At 71.0% G+C, this 15,872-nt stretch carries 12 protein-coding genes; 4 read left to right on the top strand and 8 right to left on the bottom strand.

Annotated elements, in window-relative coordinates; translation table 11 throughout:
• Window positions 1-419 precede the first annotated feature (419 nt).
• From ettA to VXC91_RS34050, 3 genes are read left to right on the top strand one after another with little or no spacing between them, the layout of a single operon-like run.
• Complete coding sequence (gene ettA / locus VXC91_RS34060; RefSeq protein WP_329511222.1) at window positions 420-2,084, top strand: energy-dependent translational throttle protein EttA; 1,665 nt, start codon at window positions 420-422, stop codon at window positions 2,082-2,084.
• A gap of 2 nt (window positions 2,085-2,086) precedes the next feature.
• Window positions 2,087-2,497 (top strand): acyl-CoA thioesterase, encoded by a 411-nt coding sequence (locus VXC91_RS34055; protein ID WP_329511221.1) that lies wholly within the window; start codon window positions 2,087-2,089, stop codon window positions 2,495-2,497.
• Window positions 2,494-3,180 carry a hypothetical protein gene (locus tag VXC91_RS34050; protein WP_329511220.1) on the top strand — a complete coding sequence of 229 codons (687 nt, stop codon included), beginning with the start codon at window positions 2,494-2,496 and terminating at the stop codon, window positions 3,178-3,180. The genes VXC91_RS34055 and VXC91_RS34050 overlap by 4 nt, the downstream gene beginning before the upstream one ends.
• A gap of 78 nt (window positions 3,181-3,258) precedes the next feature.
• Here the strand turns inward: VXC91_RS34050 and VXC91_RS34045 are convergent, their stop codons facing one another.
• Window positions 3,259-3,672 carry a globin gene (locus VXC91_RS34045; protein ID WP_329511219.1) on the bottom strand — a complete coding sequence of 138 codons (414 nt, stop codon included), beginning with the start codon at window positions 3,670-3,672 and terminating at the stop codon, window positions 3,259-3,261.
• 145 nt (window positions 3,673-3,817) lie between these two features.
• Between VXC91_RS34045 and VXC91_RS34040 the strand changes: the two genes are divergently transcribed.
• Window positions 3,818-4,798 (top strand): methyltransferase domain-containing protein, encoded by a 981-nt coding sequence (locus VXC91_RS34040; RefSeq protein ID WP_329511218.1) that lies wholly within the window; start codon window positions 3,818-3,820, stop codon window positions 4,796-4,798.
• A gap of 129 nt (window positions 4,799-4,927) precedes the next feature.
• On the opposite strand, the gene VXC91_RS34035 is transcribed toward VXC91_RS34040, so the two are convergent.
• From VXC91_RS34035 to VXC91_RS34005, 7 genes are all read right to left on the bottom strand, one after another.
• On the bottom strand, window positions 4,928-6,268 hold the full coding sequence (locus VXC91_RS34035; protein ID WP_329511217.1) for an FHA domain-containing protein: 1,341 nt from the start codon (window positions 6,266-6,268) through the stop codon (window positions 4,928-4,930).
• 93 nt (window positions 6,269-6,361) lie between these two features.
• Complete coding sequence (locus VXC91_RS34030; RefSeq protein WP_329511216.1) at window positions 6,362-7,729, bottom strand: vWA domain-containing protein; 1,368 nt, start codon at window positions 7,727-7,729, stop codon at window positions 6,362-6,364.
• Between the two features lie 119 nt (window positions 7,730-7,848).
• Window positions 7,849-9,174 (bottom strand): PP2C family serine/threonine-protein phosphatase, encoded by a 1,326-nt coding sequence (locus VXC91_RS34025; protein ID WP_329511215.1) that lies wholly within the window; start codon window positions 9,172-9,174, stop codon window positions 7,849-7,851.
• Window positions 9,175-9,177: 3 nt separating this feature from the next.
• Complete coding sequence (locus tag VXC91_RS34020) at window positions 9,178-11,742, bottom strand: serine/threonine-protein kinase (RefSeq protein WP_329511214.1); 2,565 nt, start codon at window positions 11,740-11,742, stop codon at window positions 9,178-9,180.
• Window positions 11,735-13,045: a hypothetical protein gene (locus tag VXC91_RS34015; RefSeq protein ID WP_329511213.1), complete on the bottom strand. Its 1,311-nt coding sequence runs from the start codon at window positions 13,043-13,045 to the stop codon at window positions 11,735-11,737. Before VXC91_RS34015 ends, VXC91_RS34020 begins: the two co-directional genes overlap by 8 nt.
• Before the next feature lie 86 nt (window positions 13,046-13,131).
• A complete protein-coding gene (locus VXC91_RS34010; protein WP_329511212.1) occupies window positions 13,132-14,136 on the bottom strand; it encodes a glutamate ABC transporter substrate-binding protein in 1,005 nt (334 codons plus the stop codon).
• 14 nt (window positions 14,137-14,150) lie between these two features.
• Complete coding sequence (locus tag VXC91_RS34005) at window positions 14,151-15,599, bottom strand: hypothetical protein (RefSeq protein ID WP_329511211.1); 1,449 nt, start codon at window positions 15,597-15,599, stop codon at window positions 14,151-14,153.
• Window positions 15,600-15,872 lie beyond the last annotated feature (273 nt).

Raw genomic sequence — 15,872 nt, 5'->3', positions numbered from 1 at the left:
TGGCTGCCTGAGGCGATCCCACCGACCTCGCGAAGCGGGCTGCGCAGGGGTGTCCGACGCACCTCCGACACACTCCGTATCCCAGGCGCCCTCTGACACACTCCGCCGCAGTTCAGACTTCGGGTTCGGCTCTCCGGGCGGCTGTCCCACGTGGAAGGCACGGTGATTGATCATGCCCGCCACAATCACCAGGTGAAGATTCGGTTGCCTGGTTGATCACTCCCGGGCCGTCTCTGGGCCGTGCGAGGGTGCCCAATGGCACTCGACGACGACCGACAGTGACGGACGAGCTACCGCCGCGGCAGCGAAACTCCAGGTCAGGGCCTCCGGGCCCAACGGGTTTCCGTCCAGGGGCAGCGGTCAGGCAAGATGGGCTGTATCTGCCCACTGCCAGATTTCAAGCTGCCGGACGGTTTCTCTTGGCTGAGTTCATTTACACCATGCGCAAGGCGCGCAAGGCGCACGGCGACAAGGTGATTCTCGACGACGTCACCCTGAGCTTCCTGCCGGGTGCGAAGATCGGCGTCGTCGGCCCGAACGGCGCCGGCAAGTCGACCGTCCTCAAGATCATGGCCGGTCTTGAGCAGCCGTCGAACGGTGACGCCTTCCTCTCGCCCGGTTACAGCGTCGGCATCCTGCTCCAGGAGCCCCCGCTGAACGAGGAGAAGACCGTCCTGGAGAACGTCCAGGAGGGTGTCGCCGAGATCAAGGGCAAGCTCGACCGGTTCAACGAGATCGCCGAGCAGATGGCGGTCGAGTACACCGACGAGCTCATGGACGAGATGGGCAAGCTCCAGGAGCAGCTCGACCACGCCAACGCGTGGGACCTCGACGCGCAGCTGGAGCAGGCCATGGACGCCCTGGGCTGCCCGCCCGGCGACTGGCCCGTCACCACCCTCTCCGGTGGTGAGCGCCGACGCGTCGCGCTCTGCAAGCTCCTGCTGGAGCAGCCCGACCTGCTGCTGCTCGACGAGCCCACCAACCACCTCGACGCCGAGTCCGTGAACTGGCTGGAGCAGCACCTGGCCAAGTACCCGGGCACCGTCGTGGCCATCACCCACGACCGGTACTTCCTGGACAACGTCGCGGAGTGGATTCTCGAGCTCGACCGCGGCCGCGCCTACCCGTACGAGGGCAACTACTCCACGTACCTGGAGACCAAGTCCACACGTCTCAAGGTCGAGGGCCAGAAGGACGCCAAGCGGCAGAAGCGTCTCAAGGAAGAGCTGGAGTGGGTCCGCTCCAACGCCAAGGGGCGGCAGGCCAAGTCCAAGGCGCGTCTGGCCCGCTACGAGGAGATGGCGGCCGAGGCCGACAAGATGCGGAAGCTGGACTTCGAGGAGATCCAGATTCCGCCGGGCCCGCGTCTGGGCAACGTCGTGGTCGAGGTCGACAAGCTCAACAAGGCCTTCGGGGAGAAGGTCCTCGTCGACGGGCTCAGCTTCACCCTGCCGCGCAACGGCATCGTCGGTGTCATCGGTCCGAACGGCGCGGGCAAGACCACGCTGTTCAAGATGATCCAGGGCCTCGAGCAGCCCGACGCCGGTTCGATCAAGGTCGGCGAGACCGTCAAGATCTCGTACGTCGACCAGAGCCGCGAGAACATCGACCCGAAGAAGACGCTGTGGGAGGTCGTCTCCGACGGACTCGACTACATCAACGTCGGGCAGGTCGAGATGCCGTCACGGGCGTATGTCTCCGCCTTCGGCTTCAAGGGTCCGGACCAGCAGAAGCCGGCCGGCGTCCTGTCCGGCGGTGAGCGCAACCGCCTCAACCTCGCGCTCACCCTGAAGCAGGGCGGCAACCTGCTGCTCCTCGACGAGCCGACCAACGACCTGGACGTGGAGACCCTGTCCTCGCTCGAGAACGCCCTTCTCGAGTTCCCGGGCTGCGCCGTGGTCGTCTCCCACGACCGCTGGTTCCTCGACCGTGTGGCCACGCACATCCTCGCCTACGAGGGCGACTCCAAGTGGTTCTGGTTCGAGGGCAACTTCGAGTCGTACGAGAAGAACAAGATCGAGCGGCTCGGCCCGGACGCGGCCCGTCCGCACCGTGCCACCTACAAGAAGCTGACTCGGGGCTGATCTTGCGGCACATCTACCGCTGCCCGCTGCGCTGGGCGGACATGGACGCGTACGGCCACGTCAACAACGTGGTGTTCCTGCGCTACCTGGAGGAAGCACGCATCGACTTCCTGTTCCGCCCGGACAAGCAGTTCAAGCAGGGGTCGGTGGTGGCGCGCCATGAGATCGACTACAAGCGGCAGCTGGTCCACCGGCATACGCCGGTGGACATCGAGCTGTGGGTCACGGACATCAAGGCCGCGTCCTTCACGCTCACCTACGAGGTCAAGGACCCGGGCCAGATCTACGTCCGGGCCTCGACGGTGATCGTGCCGTTCGACTTCGAGGCGCAGCGGCCGCGTCGGATCACGGCCGAGGAACGCGAGTTCCTCGCGGAGTACCGGGATGACGAGGAGGAGGCCGTCGCCGCATGACGGTGCTCCACCTCGCCGACGACGGGGAGGCGGCAGATCTCGCCGCCTTCCTGTCCCGTCTGATCCACTACGACCGCGGCGCCGCGGTGCGTCTGCAGACGACGGGGACGACACTGGCGGTGTTCGGGCGCCCGCCGTCCTTCGAGGTGCTCGCGGTCCGTGCGGTGCGACTCGCCAAGCCGTACGAGAACGGGCTGGAGGTCCGGCTCGATGTGACCCTCTCGGCGGGCGAACTCCTGGAGTCCGTCGACGAGTCGGCGGCCACGGCCGACGTACCGGCCGCCGTGACCGGGCCACCGTGGGCGGGGGTCCTTCCGCCGCGCGGCGGCTGGCGTCCCGAACCGGGACTGCCCGCCACGGACGCCCTGCGGACCACCGTGGCCGCGGCCGTCGCCGAATTCCGCTCGCGTACGGAGGAGCTGGCGCCCGAGCAGCGGACCCGCGCCGCACTCGACCGGATCGGCCGGGAGATCTGGTCCCGCACGCTGGGGGACACCGAGCTTCCGGTGCGGGCCGTGCACGCAGCGCAGTCGCTCGGCTTCCTGCGTCCCGTCCCCCGGGGCTCCGGCACCGAGTCGCCGGCGCTGTTCGCCTCGGGCACGTGGCTGAGGTTGCGCACGCCGTTCGGTTCGATCGCCGTGCGCAGGGCAGGACTCGGTGCCCTGGACGTCAACGTCCGCTGAACGTCCCTGTTCGCGGCTCGGCGGCCGGCAGACCGGAGACCGGTGCTGCGGCCGGCCGCGGGCCGGACATCCGCGGACTCACTCCGGCGTGTTCACCATCGACGCCGCGGCGCGTGTCAGGTAGTTCCAGAGCGTGGTCGTGTGCTCCTCGGAGAGGCCCAGTTCGTCGACGGCGACGCGCATGTGCCGGAGCCAGGCGTCGTGCGCGGTCTGGTTCACGGCGAAGGGAGCGTGACGCATTCGCAGACGGGGATGGCCGCGCTTCTGGCTGTAGGTCGTCGGGCCTCCCCAGTACTGGATCAGGAACAGGGTGAAACGCTCCTCGGCCGGGCCCAGATCCTCCTCCGGGTACATGGCCCGCAGCAGCGGGTCCTCGGCGACTCCCTCGTAGAAACGATGCACGAGGCGACGGAAGGTCTCCTCACCGCCGACCTGCTCGTAGAAGGTCTGCTCCTGCAGCGTGCCGCGCCGAATCTCGTTCACGTGCTCCATGGTCTCAGACGCGAGGACCGAGGACTCAAGACTTAGGACCTGCCCTTCCGCCGGGCAGCCGGCCCGCATGAACGGACGACGGGATTCCGGACCCCGGCGCAGGACCTACTCGCCCCGGGGTCGCCTGTCGCAGCACAGTGGAGGTATGACCGCGCACTCTCTCGATCACGGACTGGAGACCCTCGCCGCGTCGGCGCGGGCGGAACTCGTGCGGGAGATCGACGCGAGCGGTGCCTGGGACGCCGATCCCGCCTGGCGGGAGGTGTTCGAGGCGGTGCCGCGCCATCTCTTCGTGCCGTACTACTACGTGGGCATCGTCGGTGGTTACGAGCGCAGATCGGGCGACGACCCCGACCCACGGCGCAGGGAGCAGTGGCTGCGCGGCGCGTACGAGGACGCCCCGCTGGCCACTCTCGTACGCGACGACGAGCTCGTCTCCTCCAGCAGCCAGCCCTCGCTGATGGCGCAGATGCTGGCCGAACTCGAGGTCGAGGAGGGGAACACCGTCCTGGAGATCGGTGCCGGCAGCGGGTACAACGCGGCGCTGCTCGCACACCGTCTCGGTGACGACCTGGTCACCACCGTCGACCTCGATCCGGAGATCACCGAGTCGGCCCGGCAGCATCTGACGGCCGCGGGGTACCACCCGGCCGTGGTCACGGGCGACGGCGCGCGTGGTGTACCGGAGCGCGCCCCCTTCGACCGGATCATCGCGACCTGCACGCCGGTTTCGGTGCCGGTCGCGTGGCCGGCGCAGTGCCGCCCCGGTGCGCGGATCCTCGCGCCGTTCGGTACCGGTCTGATCTCCCTGCGGGTGTCGGGCCCAGGGCACGCCGAGGGGCGCTTCCTGCACACGCCCGCCTACTTCGTGCCGCTGCGCGGCGGTACGCGGGTCGAGCCCGAGCCGCAGTACCTGGGCGGGCTGCCGGTCCGGGCCCGTGGCCACGAGCTGTTCAGGTTCCTGCTGGCCCTGACGCAGCGCAGCCTGGACCCCTACGAGGCATACGTCGTGTGGGAACGCGAGGAGCGGCCCGCGCGCGAACGGTTCGGGATCACGGTCAGCGGCGACCGCTCCTGGGCCTGGCTGGACGACCCGAAGGGGCCGTACACCTGGCCGTTGCCGTGATCGCCGCGCCGCGGCGTCCGGGAACGGCGGCCACAACCACCGCGACAGCCGGTCGGAGTGAGCGGACACGGCCGACTGCGCGTACGAGAGCCCATGAGGACTCCCGCACGCGCAGGCGGACCGTCGTGGTCAGCCCCGGCGGATCGTGATCGTCGTCCACGCACCCACGTGTACCCGGTCGCCGTCCTGCAGGGGCACGGGCACGAAGGGCTGGATGGGCTCCTCGCCGCCGTTGACCGTGGTGCCGTTCGTGGAGTTCTGGTCGACGACCGCCCAGGAGCCGTCCGGCTGCTGCACCAGGAGCGCGTGCTGGTGCGAGACGCCCGGGTCCTCCGGCGGCACCGACAGATCGATGTCCGGTGTGTCACCGGTGGAGTGGCGACGACGGCCGATGGTGACCTGGTTGCCGGTGAGCGTGCGCTGCTGCTCCGGGGAGTAGGCCGGCAGGTTCAGGCTGGCGGCCTCGGGACCGGAGCGCTGCATCATCGCCATGAAATACTCGCGGTCCGGACCGATGGTCGCCGTCCAGATCGCCGGCCGCTGTTCGTAGGGCGACGGCGGTGCTTGGGTGGAACCGGGCTGCGGGATGCCGTAGCCACCGCCCTGGCCCCCACCGGCACCTCCCGGAGCACCGGGCGCGGGGGAGTTCGACGGAGGCGAGATCACCCAGTCGTCACCGCCGCCGAAGGACGGACCGCCCGACTGCGGCGGAGCGGACGACGGGAACCCCTGCGTCGGCGGCGGGGAAGGCGGGGTCGGCCGCCGGAACGCGGAGGGCGCACCGCCCTGGAAGGCCGACGGCCCACCAGGGGCGCCGCTCTGCTGACCGCCGGGACCACCGGCGGTGGTCCCGGGCGGCGGCGGAACCGGACGCGAGGGATCCGCACCGAAGGACGGCGGAGGCGAGGTGTCGCCACCGAAGACGGACGGACGCGGCGAGTCGTTCCCGAACACGGAGGGACGCGAGGATGCTCCGCCGAAGCCCGTGGGACCGGACGGCTCGTCGCCGAAGGGCGGGCTGGGCGGAATCGGTTCGGCGGGCCGGTTCACCTGCGACGGCCTCGACCGCTCGTAGTCGAACGAGTCGGGACCCGGCACCGTCTGTCCGCCCTGCTGGAAGCGCAGGGCGGGGTTCGGCCCCGGCGACCGCGGTGCGGCCGGGGTGTAGGAGGTCGCCGTGTTCGTCAGGAAGTTCCACCGGCACTCCTCGCAGAACGGGGCCCCGCCCTCGCGGGGCGTGCGGCACTGCGGGCAGAGCTCCGGCTCGAAGTTCGGCACCGCGGACGGCGGGCGGCTGCCGGGCCGGCCGCCGGCTCCCGGAGGCGGCGGGGGCGAACCGGGCGGCGGATAGCCGTAGCCGGAGGCGGGCGGCGGTGGCGGCGGCGGGGGCACGGCACCGGCCATACGGTGACCGCAGACCTCGCACCAGTCGTCGGAACCCGACTGGTGTCCGTTCGGGCAGGTCGGCATGTCGGCGCTTCCCCCTCTCCTTCTCCGGTCGCTGCGACCGGCGTGGTTCTCCGACCCCGGAGGGTCGGGCTCGTTGCTGTCGGAAATCTCAGGTCACTTCTTCACACGAACGGTCTTTGTGGACCGTGTCTCGAGCGTCATCTCGTCGGCCTCCGCGACCTTCGCCTTCAGTCGCACAGTACCTGTCGCGGCGTCGACCACGTCCACCACCTTCGCAAGCAGTTTCGCAGTATCTGCGTTCCCCGAGACACTCGCGAGTTGAACGGCACGGCCCAGTTTGGCCGTTGCGCCATCGAAATCGCCTGCTTTGCGCAGATCGAGGCCTTGCTGGATGGCTCGGGCCAGTTCGGCCTGGCCTGTGTAGTGGGCGACCTGGGGGTTGATCGACGTGGACGCCACCATGTCGTCCGTCCACACGGCCCGCACGAGCCCCTGGGCCCCGAGGCTCTGGGCGTCGCCTGCACCCGGCCGGGAGCCGCCCCCGGCCTGCGGTATCACCAGCGAGACCCGGGCGGCCAGCATCTCCTGGCCGATGTTGGCGGTCGGGACCTGCACGCACACGTGGTAGTCGCGGGACTCGTCCCCCCACGAGCCCGTGGGGTAGTCCCCGGCGCGCGGGCCGGCCTCGGTGCGACGGTCGGTCAGTTCCTCGACCGTGGGCGCCACCTGTTTGACGAACTTGATCTCCGTACCGACAGGGGTCCACAGACGCAGTGAGACATCGGCCACTTCCTTGCCCATGGCCGTCTCCATCATCTGCGTGAAGTCGGCGGCCAGGCCGGCCGGGTCGGCGACGATGTCCGCGGTGCCGAGCAGCGCGGAGGCGATCCCGGTGACCTCCTTGACCTCCCAGTCGGTGCCCACTCCACGCGCGTCACAGGTGAAACGGCCGGCACAGGCGTCCAGCGTGGCCTTCAGGTCCTCGGGTGACTCGTGTTCGTTGCGGCCGTCGGTGAGCAGGATGCCGTGGCGTATGGAGACGTCCGCCGAGGACAGCAGCCGGTCGGCCAGACGCAGCCAGGTACCGATCGCGGTGCCGCCGCCCGCGCCGAGCCTGCGCAGCGCCTGCTTGGCCTGGTCGCGGGTGGTCGCGTCGGCCACGGCGAGCCGGCCACCGCCCGGGTAGACCTCCTTGGCGACATGAGTGCCGCCGATCACCGCGAAGTGCACACCGTCGCGCAGGGTGTCGATGGCCGCGGCCGTCGCGTCACGTGCGTTGCGCATCTTGGTCGGCGGGTAGTCCATCGACCCCGAGCAGTCGACCATGATGGCCACGGCGGCGCTCGGGCCGTGCCCCGGCGAATAGAGGTGGGGCGCGGAGACCGCGCTTCCGATCGTGCCGCCGCCGGTCGCCGTCACCGTCACGATGGCATTGACCTCGCGGCCGCCCTCCGGCAGATATTCGTTCTGGTAGACGTCCACCGAGAACTGCGGCGCGTTCGACTTCGAGAAATTGGCCATGCCCTCTCCGAGCCCCCTCGAGAACCCCAGCGCTGTGGGGTGATGACTGGTTTCGGACCGGTCCCCTCCGGTCCCGTGGCCGGTCCCGCCGGCACCCGGGGTGTCCCCCGGGACACGCCTCAGGCGGATCCTGCCCCCTGCGGTGGGGCGGGGAACGGGAGGACCGCCACTGTTACGTTGTCGTGGCCCCCGCCGTCCAGGGCGTGACCCACCAGCACCTGGGCGGCGTGCAGCAGACGCCGTTCGGCATCGGACGGCACGGCCTCGGCCATCTCCTCGGCGGCCTCGGCGTAGTTCCACAGCCCGTCCGTGCACACCACCACCACACCCGGGCGGTCCGGCTTGAAGGAGGCGGTGTGCGGTTCCAGTTCGTAGGCGTCCGCGCCGAGCCAGCCGGTGATCGCGTGGGCGCGCTCGTCGGCGTACGCCTCCGCTTCGCTCATCAGGCCGGCGGCGACCATCTGCGCGGCCCACGAGTCGTCCTCGGTGAGCCGCGCCGGGGGCGCGGTGCGGTCGACCGGGACCCAGTAGGCGCGGCTGTCGCCGACCCAGCCCACGACGAGCAGGCTGGTGGTGACGACGGCGCCGACGAGGGTGCAGGCGGGCGCGTTCTGGTGGGGGGAGTGCTCCTGGGCCGTCTCCGGCTCGGTGGCCAGCGCGTTGACGGCGTGGGATGCGGCGATGATCGCGTCGTGCAGGGCCTGCTGGGGGTGCGTGCCGCGCGGCAGGGCCTCCAGCAGCGCCTCGTTCGCGGCCCCGGCGGCGGCGATGGAGGCCTCGTCGGGCCGGGTCGCCGAGGAGACGCCGTCGCAGACGATCGCGACGACGGCGGGTGTGCCGTCGGGCAGTGCGGTCGAGGAGACGGCGAACGCGTCCTCGTTGCGATGGTGGCGCAGCCCCCGGTCGCTGACCGCGGCGACGGCGCTCAACTCCTGTTCGACGTGGTCGCGTTCACGCGGTTGTGCGTGGCCGCAGTTCTCGCAGTAGCCGTCGCTGTCCACCTGGCCGGCACGGCAGGCGACGCACACCTTCGTGCCGGCCGGGGGCGTCGACGGGACGGCGGTGCGCGGGTCGACGGGCTTGGGCGCCGCGAGGTGGTAGTCGTCGGATCCCGACGGACGGTCGAACCGTACGCCCTTGGCCGCGGTCGTGGCGGGAAGTCGGTCGCCGCCGGAGTCCGTGCCCTGGAGGTCGGACGGCAGATGCACCGCGGCGGGCGTGCCCGCGCCGCCCGCCGCCGGGGCGGCCGGCCAGTCGACAGGGGCCGCCTCCGAACGGGGGTGCGGCGTCATGCCGTTCATGGTCAGGGTCGGGGTGTCCCGCGGAGGGGCGGGCATCGCCGACAGGTCGTACCCGCAGGCGCCGCAGAAGCGGTCACCCGACTCGAGGGGCTCCTCGCAACTGGGGCACCTTGAGAGCGCTGTCGGCTGGGGCATCTGCGACATCGATCACACCCACGTTCGGGGGCGGTAACGGTTGGCACGTTCCACCAGGTCGATCCTCTCATCGCCGCCCTGTGCGAGCCGGGCCAGTGTCCGGTACGAGCGCTCCAGGCCGAAGCGCAGGCCACGCTCGTCCAGATCACTGCCGAGCAGCGCCCGTCCCCCCGCCGCGGACGGCTCGGGGCTCTGGCTACCGGAGAGTACCCAGTCCAGGGCACACCCGAGGACCTCTGTGGACAACTGCTCGCGCCGTACGGCGTCCAGACCGTACGCCTCGAGCGCCTGGACCTGTCCCGCGGAGGCCACGAGGTCGTCCAGGAAGGCCGGGTCGGACACCCGGCCCGTACGCTGCCGCAGCCGCGCCCGTACGGCGGCGACGCGGGCAGCGGTGTAGTGGATGGACGCCTCCGGCACGGACTCCAGCGTGCGCACGGCGTCATGGCGGTCGCCGGAGGCGAGCTGGACGCGGGCCAGGCCGAACGCCGAGCTGACGTAGCTGGGGTCGGTGCTCCACACGAGGCGGTAGTACTCGGCGGCGTTGTCGAGCTGGCCGAGGACCTCCGCGCACAGGGCGAGGGCCAGCTTCGGTGCGGACTCGCCGGGGAAGGCGTCGTAGATCGCGTCGAAGGAGACCGCGGCGGCCTCGTGGTCGCCGGTGACGAGCGCGGTGACACCGCGGTACCAGACGACCCGCCAGTCGTCGGGGTGGTCCGCCTCCAGTGTCTCCAGGGCCTGCCCGGCACTCGCCGTCTCGCCCATTTCCAGCCGGGCCCGCAGTTCGCGCAGGCGCAGCTCCAGGGAGCTGCTGGGCGCCGAGTGCAGCGCGGCGATCAGCTCAGCCGGCGCGGACGCCATGAGGCCCGCCAGGAAGCCGGCGTTGGGGTCGCCCGGGTCGGCCAGGGGGACCGGCAGCGCGAGGGCGGCGGCGGAGGTGTCGACCGGCTTGACGACGGCCGACGTGACGGGAGCACCGGTGAGTGCGGGGCCCGCGGCGTCCGGGGCCCCGCCGGAGGGCACGACGGGGGCCGCCGTGGCGGCGGCAAGGGAGTTGGCCGGGGCCGGGGAAGCGCCGGGCCTCCGCCGCGGGGGCACCACTCTGGCGCCCAGCCGTGACACGTCCCCGTCCAGCTTCGGGAACATCTCCGTGTCCGTGACCTTGAGCTCCGGTCCGAACAGCGTCGACAGGGCGGGTCGCGGGCGGCCCGTCTGGAGGGCGACGACCTCCCGCAGTACGCCCGTCAGCTGCTCCGACATCTCCTGCGCCGACGCGAACCTGCGGGCCGGGTCCGGGTCGGTGGCGCGGACCAGTAGACGGTAGAAGGACTCGTACCGGCGGAAGACCTCGATGTTGTCCGGGTCGGGCAGGGAGTCCGCGAAGACGGTCGTGTAGCCCTGGAAGTCGAAGGTGAGCACCGCGAGGGTCCGCGCGACGGTGTAGAGGTCGCTCGCCACCGACGGGCCGGCCTCCGCGACCTCGGGCCCCTGGTAGCCCACCGTGCCGTAGATCGCCGACTCGTCGTCGTCCATCCTGCGCACGGCGCCCATGTCGATCAGCTTGAGCTGGTTCTCGGTCTGGATCGCGTTGTCGACCTTGAAGTCGCAGTACAGCAGATTGCGGCTGTGCAGGTGGCCGAGGGCCTCGAGCGCCTCGATGCCGTATGCGCACGCCTGCTCGACCGGCAGCGGATCGCGTCTCCCGTCCGGCGTGCGGCGCTCGTTGGCGATCTCCTTCAGCGATTTGCCGCCTACGTACTCCATGACGATGTAGCCGTCGAGGGAGCCGGTGCGCTGGTCGAGGTGCTCCACGAAGTTGTAGATGCGCACGATGTTGGCGTGCTCGATCTCCGCGAGGAAACGCCGCTCGGAGATCGCCGCGGCCATCGCGTCCTGGTCACCGGTGTCCAGCAGGCCCTTCATGACGACCCACCGGTCGGAGACCGCGCGGTCCACCGCCAGATAGATCCAGCCGAGTCCGCCGTGCGCGAGACAGCCCACGACCTCGTACTGGCCGTGCACTACGTCCCCGGCGTGGAGCTTCGGCACGAACGAGTACGGGTGGCCGCACTTGGTGCAGAAGCCCTCGGTGCGCCCGGGCCGGTCGCCGCGCGAACGCCCCACCGGGGCACCGCAGTCGGAGCGCGAGCAGAATCGCTTGCGCTCGGGCACCTCGGGGTTCTCGAGGACCATCGCGCGGGGATCGGGCCGCGGTACGTCCGGGACCTGCACCAGCCCGAGGCCGAGCCGGCTGCGGCCGGAGTTCCCGCTCGCCGAACCGGAGCTGCGCACCGACACCGAGCGGCCGGTGGAACTGCGCGTCAGCCGCCCCGACACCGATCGCCGGGACTGGGACGACCGTGACGACGTACGGGAACTGGAGCGTGAGCTGTCACTACCGGAGCCCCGGGAGCCCCTGCCGCTCGCAGTGATTCCCGTGGCGGACGAGCCGACCGTACCGCTCGCGGAGACGACGGGCGCCAGGCCGCACGTGTCGCAGTACAGCTCGCCGCCGCCCACGTCCTCGTACGACCCCTCGCACCCGGGTCGCTGGCACTTCTGCCCAGCCTCACTCATGCTTCCCCCTCCGGTCGGCCGGCTCGCCCTGCCGTGGCACACGCGGTCCGAGCAGTTCCGCAGCCGCCCGCTGGTAGCGCAGCACCGCCTCTTCGGCGGCCCTGAGGTCGCAGGGCGCGCTCCACAGCATGCGACGTGCCGCGTCGTACCGTTCGACCAGCAGCGGGTCCTCCGCGAGTCCGTGCCGGGCGACCTTCGCCTTGTACGCGTCCAGTCTGCCGCGCAACTCGGCGCGGACCGCCAGGGGCGCGGTGACCGCCGTCAACGACTCACGGGCGCGCAGCAGTTCCTCCTCGGCCTCCTGCTCCAGTGACTCCAGGAGCGGCGACAGGCGGTGCCATTGCGCGTGTCTGCGGTAATCGGCGGCCGTCGCCAGCTGCTCCTGCAGCGCGGTCGGCGGGCCGCTCACTGCGGGCACCTCCGAGGCGGCGATCTTCGCGAGCACCTCGCCGCGTGCGCTGCGGGCCTCCGCCAGCGTGCGATCGGCGCGGCTGAGCAGGTCGCGCAGCTTGACGAGCCGGGCTTCCGCGTCCTGGCGGACCGCGAGGACCGCGTCGATCTCCCGGCGTACGTCCTCCACGGCCCGTGCCTGACGGTCGTACGTCGATGTGTCCGGCCGGCCGCCGCCGGGCGCCGAACTCCCCTGCGCCGGGACCCAGTAGGCGAGCGGGTCGGAGATCACCTGCGCGCGCAGGTGCGTCAGCGTACGCGTGATGCGCTCCAGGTCGTCGCCCGCCGGATGCTCACCGGGGCGCACGCCCACGGAGTGCGCGAGCTGCCGGGTGCGCTGCAATTCGGCGGACAGTAAATCGATCCGGGCGGGCAGGGCCGACCACACCGCGTCGGCGGCGACGACCATGTCGAGCGAGGACGCGTACAGCTCGTTCATCCGCTCCACGAGCTGCGCCAGCGTGAACTGCTTGCTGAGCCTGGCCGCACCCGCCGGCGCGTTCGCCGCGCCGCCGGCGACGGTGACACCGGCGCCACGCAGCAGCTCGGTCAGTTCCACCAGGTCCTCACGACTGGACCAGCGCCGCCGGGCGCGGATGTCGCGCGCGCGGCGCAGGGCGTCCGTGTAGGCGTCGAAGTACGCCCACAGCAGGGTGATCGACGCCTCCGCCGACGTCCAGAGCTCCTTGGTGACGCCCGTCAGCTCGGCGCCTTCGAGGAGTCTGCGGCCCGCGTGGTCCTGCAGGGCGAGGAGCGAGGTCTCTATGGCCTCGTGCTCCGCGCCGAGCCGCGCCAGCGCACGGTCCACCTCGTCCCGGTCCAGCACCGGCCCGGTGGGTCCCGTGACGCCCATCGATCACCTCTCGTCTCGTCGTGCCCGGGGCGCTTGTCCGGTGCGCCGGGGGTAAATCTCCAGTGGTATCAGGCCGGTTGGTCCGGTCAGGAGGAAGGAGGCCGTGACGACGCGGAGTCCGTGCCCAGCGTCGGGGACAGCCACTTGTCGTACGAGCTCTGCCAGCCGTTCTTGCGGTAGTCCACGAGTACCTGATTGACCCGGCGTACCAGATCCTCGGCACCCTTGTTCATCGCCACGCCGTAGTACTCGGTCGTGAAGGGCTTCCCCTTGAGTTCCACGGTCGGGTCCTGGGCCGCCTGGCTGGCGGCGAGCGCGCCGTCGGTGACGATCGCGTCGACCTCGCCGAGCTGCAGTTTGACCAGGCAGTCGAGTTGGTTGGGGACGGTGGTGGAGATGTCCGCGGAGGCCACCAGCTTGTGGTTCTTCTTGTCCTGCGTCAGCGTGATGTTGGCCGTCGACCCCTCCGCCGTGCAGATCTTCTTGCCGGCCAGCGACTTGTCGTAGCCCGTGATGCCGGAGGCCTTGGGGGCGAGGACCTGCTGTCCGGTCGCGAAGTACGGGTCGGAGAAGGCGACTTCCTTCAGACGGTCGCAGGTGATCGTCATGGTCCGCACCACCATGTCCACCTGCCCGCTTTTGATCGCCGGGATGCGCTGGTTCGTGGGGATCGCGTGGAAGCGGACGGCGTTCGGGTCGCCGAGGAGCTGCCGTGCGATCTCGTGGGCGAGGTCGATGTCGAAGCCCTCGAGGTCGCCGCCCGCGGTGTTGGGGTCGCGGTAGCCCCAGCGGTAGCTGTTCTGGTCGACGCCCACCGACAGATAGCCCCGCTGCTTGACGGCCGTGACCGCGGGGCCCCTCTCGTCGCTGGACGGCGGCGGGCTCAGCAGCTCGGGGTGCTTGCCGCAGGAATCCGCTTTGGTCTGGGTGGCCTCGGCGAGCCCCCGGCTGCCGGCGCCGGGAGCGTCGCCCACGGGCGGGTGGGTGAGCGGCAGCAGCAGGGCGAAGCCCACGGCGAGGACACAGGCGGTCAGCATGGCCCCCACCCCGCCCCAGCCCTTCAGGCTGGCCCTCAGGCGTCGAGCGATCATCGCCGCTCCCCCTCTCACCGGTACTCCGAAAGCCTGCGTCCGATGCCCAGCAGCGCGCCGGACGCGGCCAGCACCGCGAGGACCGCCGCGCTGACCGGCAGCCCTGTGATCGCGTTCCGGCCGTCACCCGCCCTGTGCTGGAACTCGCTCTCCTCGTGACCCAGCGCCTTCGCCAGGTTCTCGTCCACGCTGTCGAAGCACTCGCCCGTCGGCTGGTCCGCCTTGGAACCGATGATCTTGTTCAGGGCGGCCTGGTAGTTGCCGTCGTCGTCGGCGGCCCGCGCCTGCTTGTGCCGCTGCTGCCAGACCTTCATGTTGCCGGTGGCGGCCGTCACGGGCCGCCTGCCCGCCTGGTCGTCGGCGAGAGACCCGGCCTTGGCCAGCCCCGCGGAGAGTGTCTTCATGTCCTGCTGGAACGCGTAGTCGTACGCGTCCTCGACCGTCCCGTCGGGCAGTTGCTTGGTCTCGGCGCCCCGGCTGACCAGCGTCAGGTTCTCGTTGCCGCGGGCGTTCAGGGAGGCGATGCGCGCGTCGTGCAGCACGTTCAGCGAGCGCACGCCGTGGTCGTACGAGGCGTCGAGCCCGGCGCGGGCGACGCTGTGGCCCACGACCGTCCACAGCAGGACGATCGCCGAGGCGGCCGTGGCGGCCACCAGGCCGTGGTTAAGCACGCGGTTCGTCCGCAGGTAGTGGCGCCGCTGTGCCCCGCCGAGTGCTGCGAGTGCCAGGACGCCGAGGACGATGGCGAACCAGGGGTACGGGGTCGCGTCCGCGTAGTCCGAGCGCAGCCTCTGGTTCTCCTTGGTGTACAGGTCCTGCGCGGCCGGCAGCATCTGCTCCTGCATCACCTCGTTCGCCGCCCGCAGGTACGCGCCGCCCACCGGGAAGCCCTGCCGGTTGTTGGCCCGGGCCCGCTCGATCAGGCCCTTGTACTCCGGGAGCAGCTTGTTGAGCTTGGTGACGGTGTCCGCGGAGGGGGAGCCGGGCTCGGTGCTGGCGGCCGCCGTGACGAGCCCCGCTGCGGCCGTCCGGATGTCCCTGTCGTACCGCTCCGTCGTCGCCTTGGGTTCCTGGCCGCCTGCCAGGAAGCCGCTGGAGGCCGTCGTGTTGGCGTCCGCGAGGGAGCGGTAGATGTCGGCGGCCCCCGCGCTGAGCGGCTGGCTGCTGTGCAGCACGTCGTCGGCGGCGTTCGAACGGTCGGTCATCTGCCAGGCGGTGACGGCCCCGAACGCGATGACGAGCAGGGCGAGGACGGCGCCGATGACGCGCAGTCGACCCGGCTCGGTGGTCGCGGCGGAGCGCAACCGGTCGACGCCCTCGGCGAAGGCCGTGCGGCGCGGTGGCGCGGGAGGACCTGGCGGCACGGTGGCCGTCTGCCCCGCGGACCCCGCCGTGGTCTGCGGCGGTACGGCAGGCAAGGTGGGCGTCGCGGGTGGCGCGCCGCCCTGCTGCGGATGTGTCACTTGACCTCCCCCATGGTCATCCGTCGGTCGCCTCCGCCCGGAGCGTGGGAGCGGACACAGGTGTACCGCGGCAAGTATCGCCGTCGGGACCGGTATCCGCACAGGCCTTTATACGATCTTGTTTCCGGATCGCAGCGTTTGTGCCGATGCCGATCACGCCGGTTCCGCGCACCATCCCCGCTCATGAATACGCGACGTCCCAGTGTTCGGTTCCCGGGGACGGCGCCGGGCCGAAAGCCGGGGCCCGCTCGTGCTGTGGCCGGAAGGGTTTGC

The sequence above is a fragment of the Streptomyces chiangmaiensis genome, from assembly GCF_036281785.1.
Classification (GTDB): Bacteria; Actinomycetota; Actinomycetes; order Streptomycetales; family Streptomycetaceae; genus Streptomyces; species Streptomyces chiangmaiensis.
This window is presented reverse-complemented; position numbering and strand designations above follow the sequence as displayed.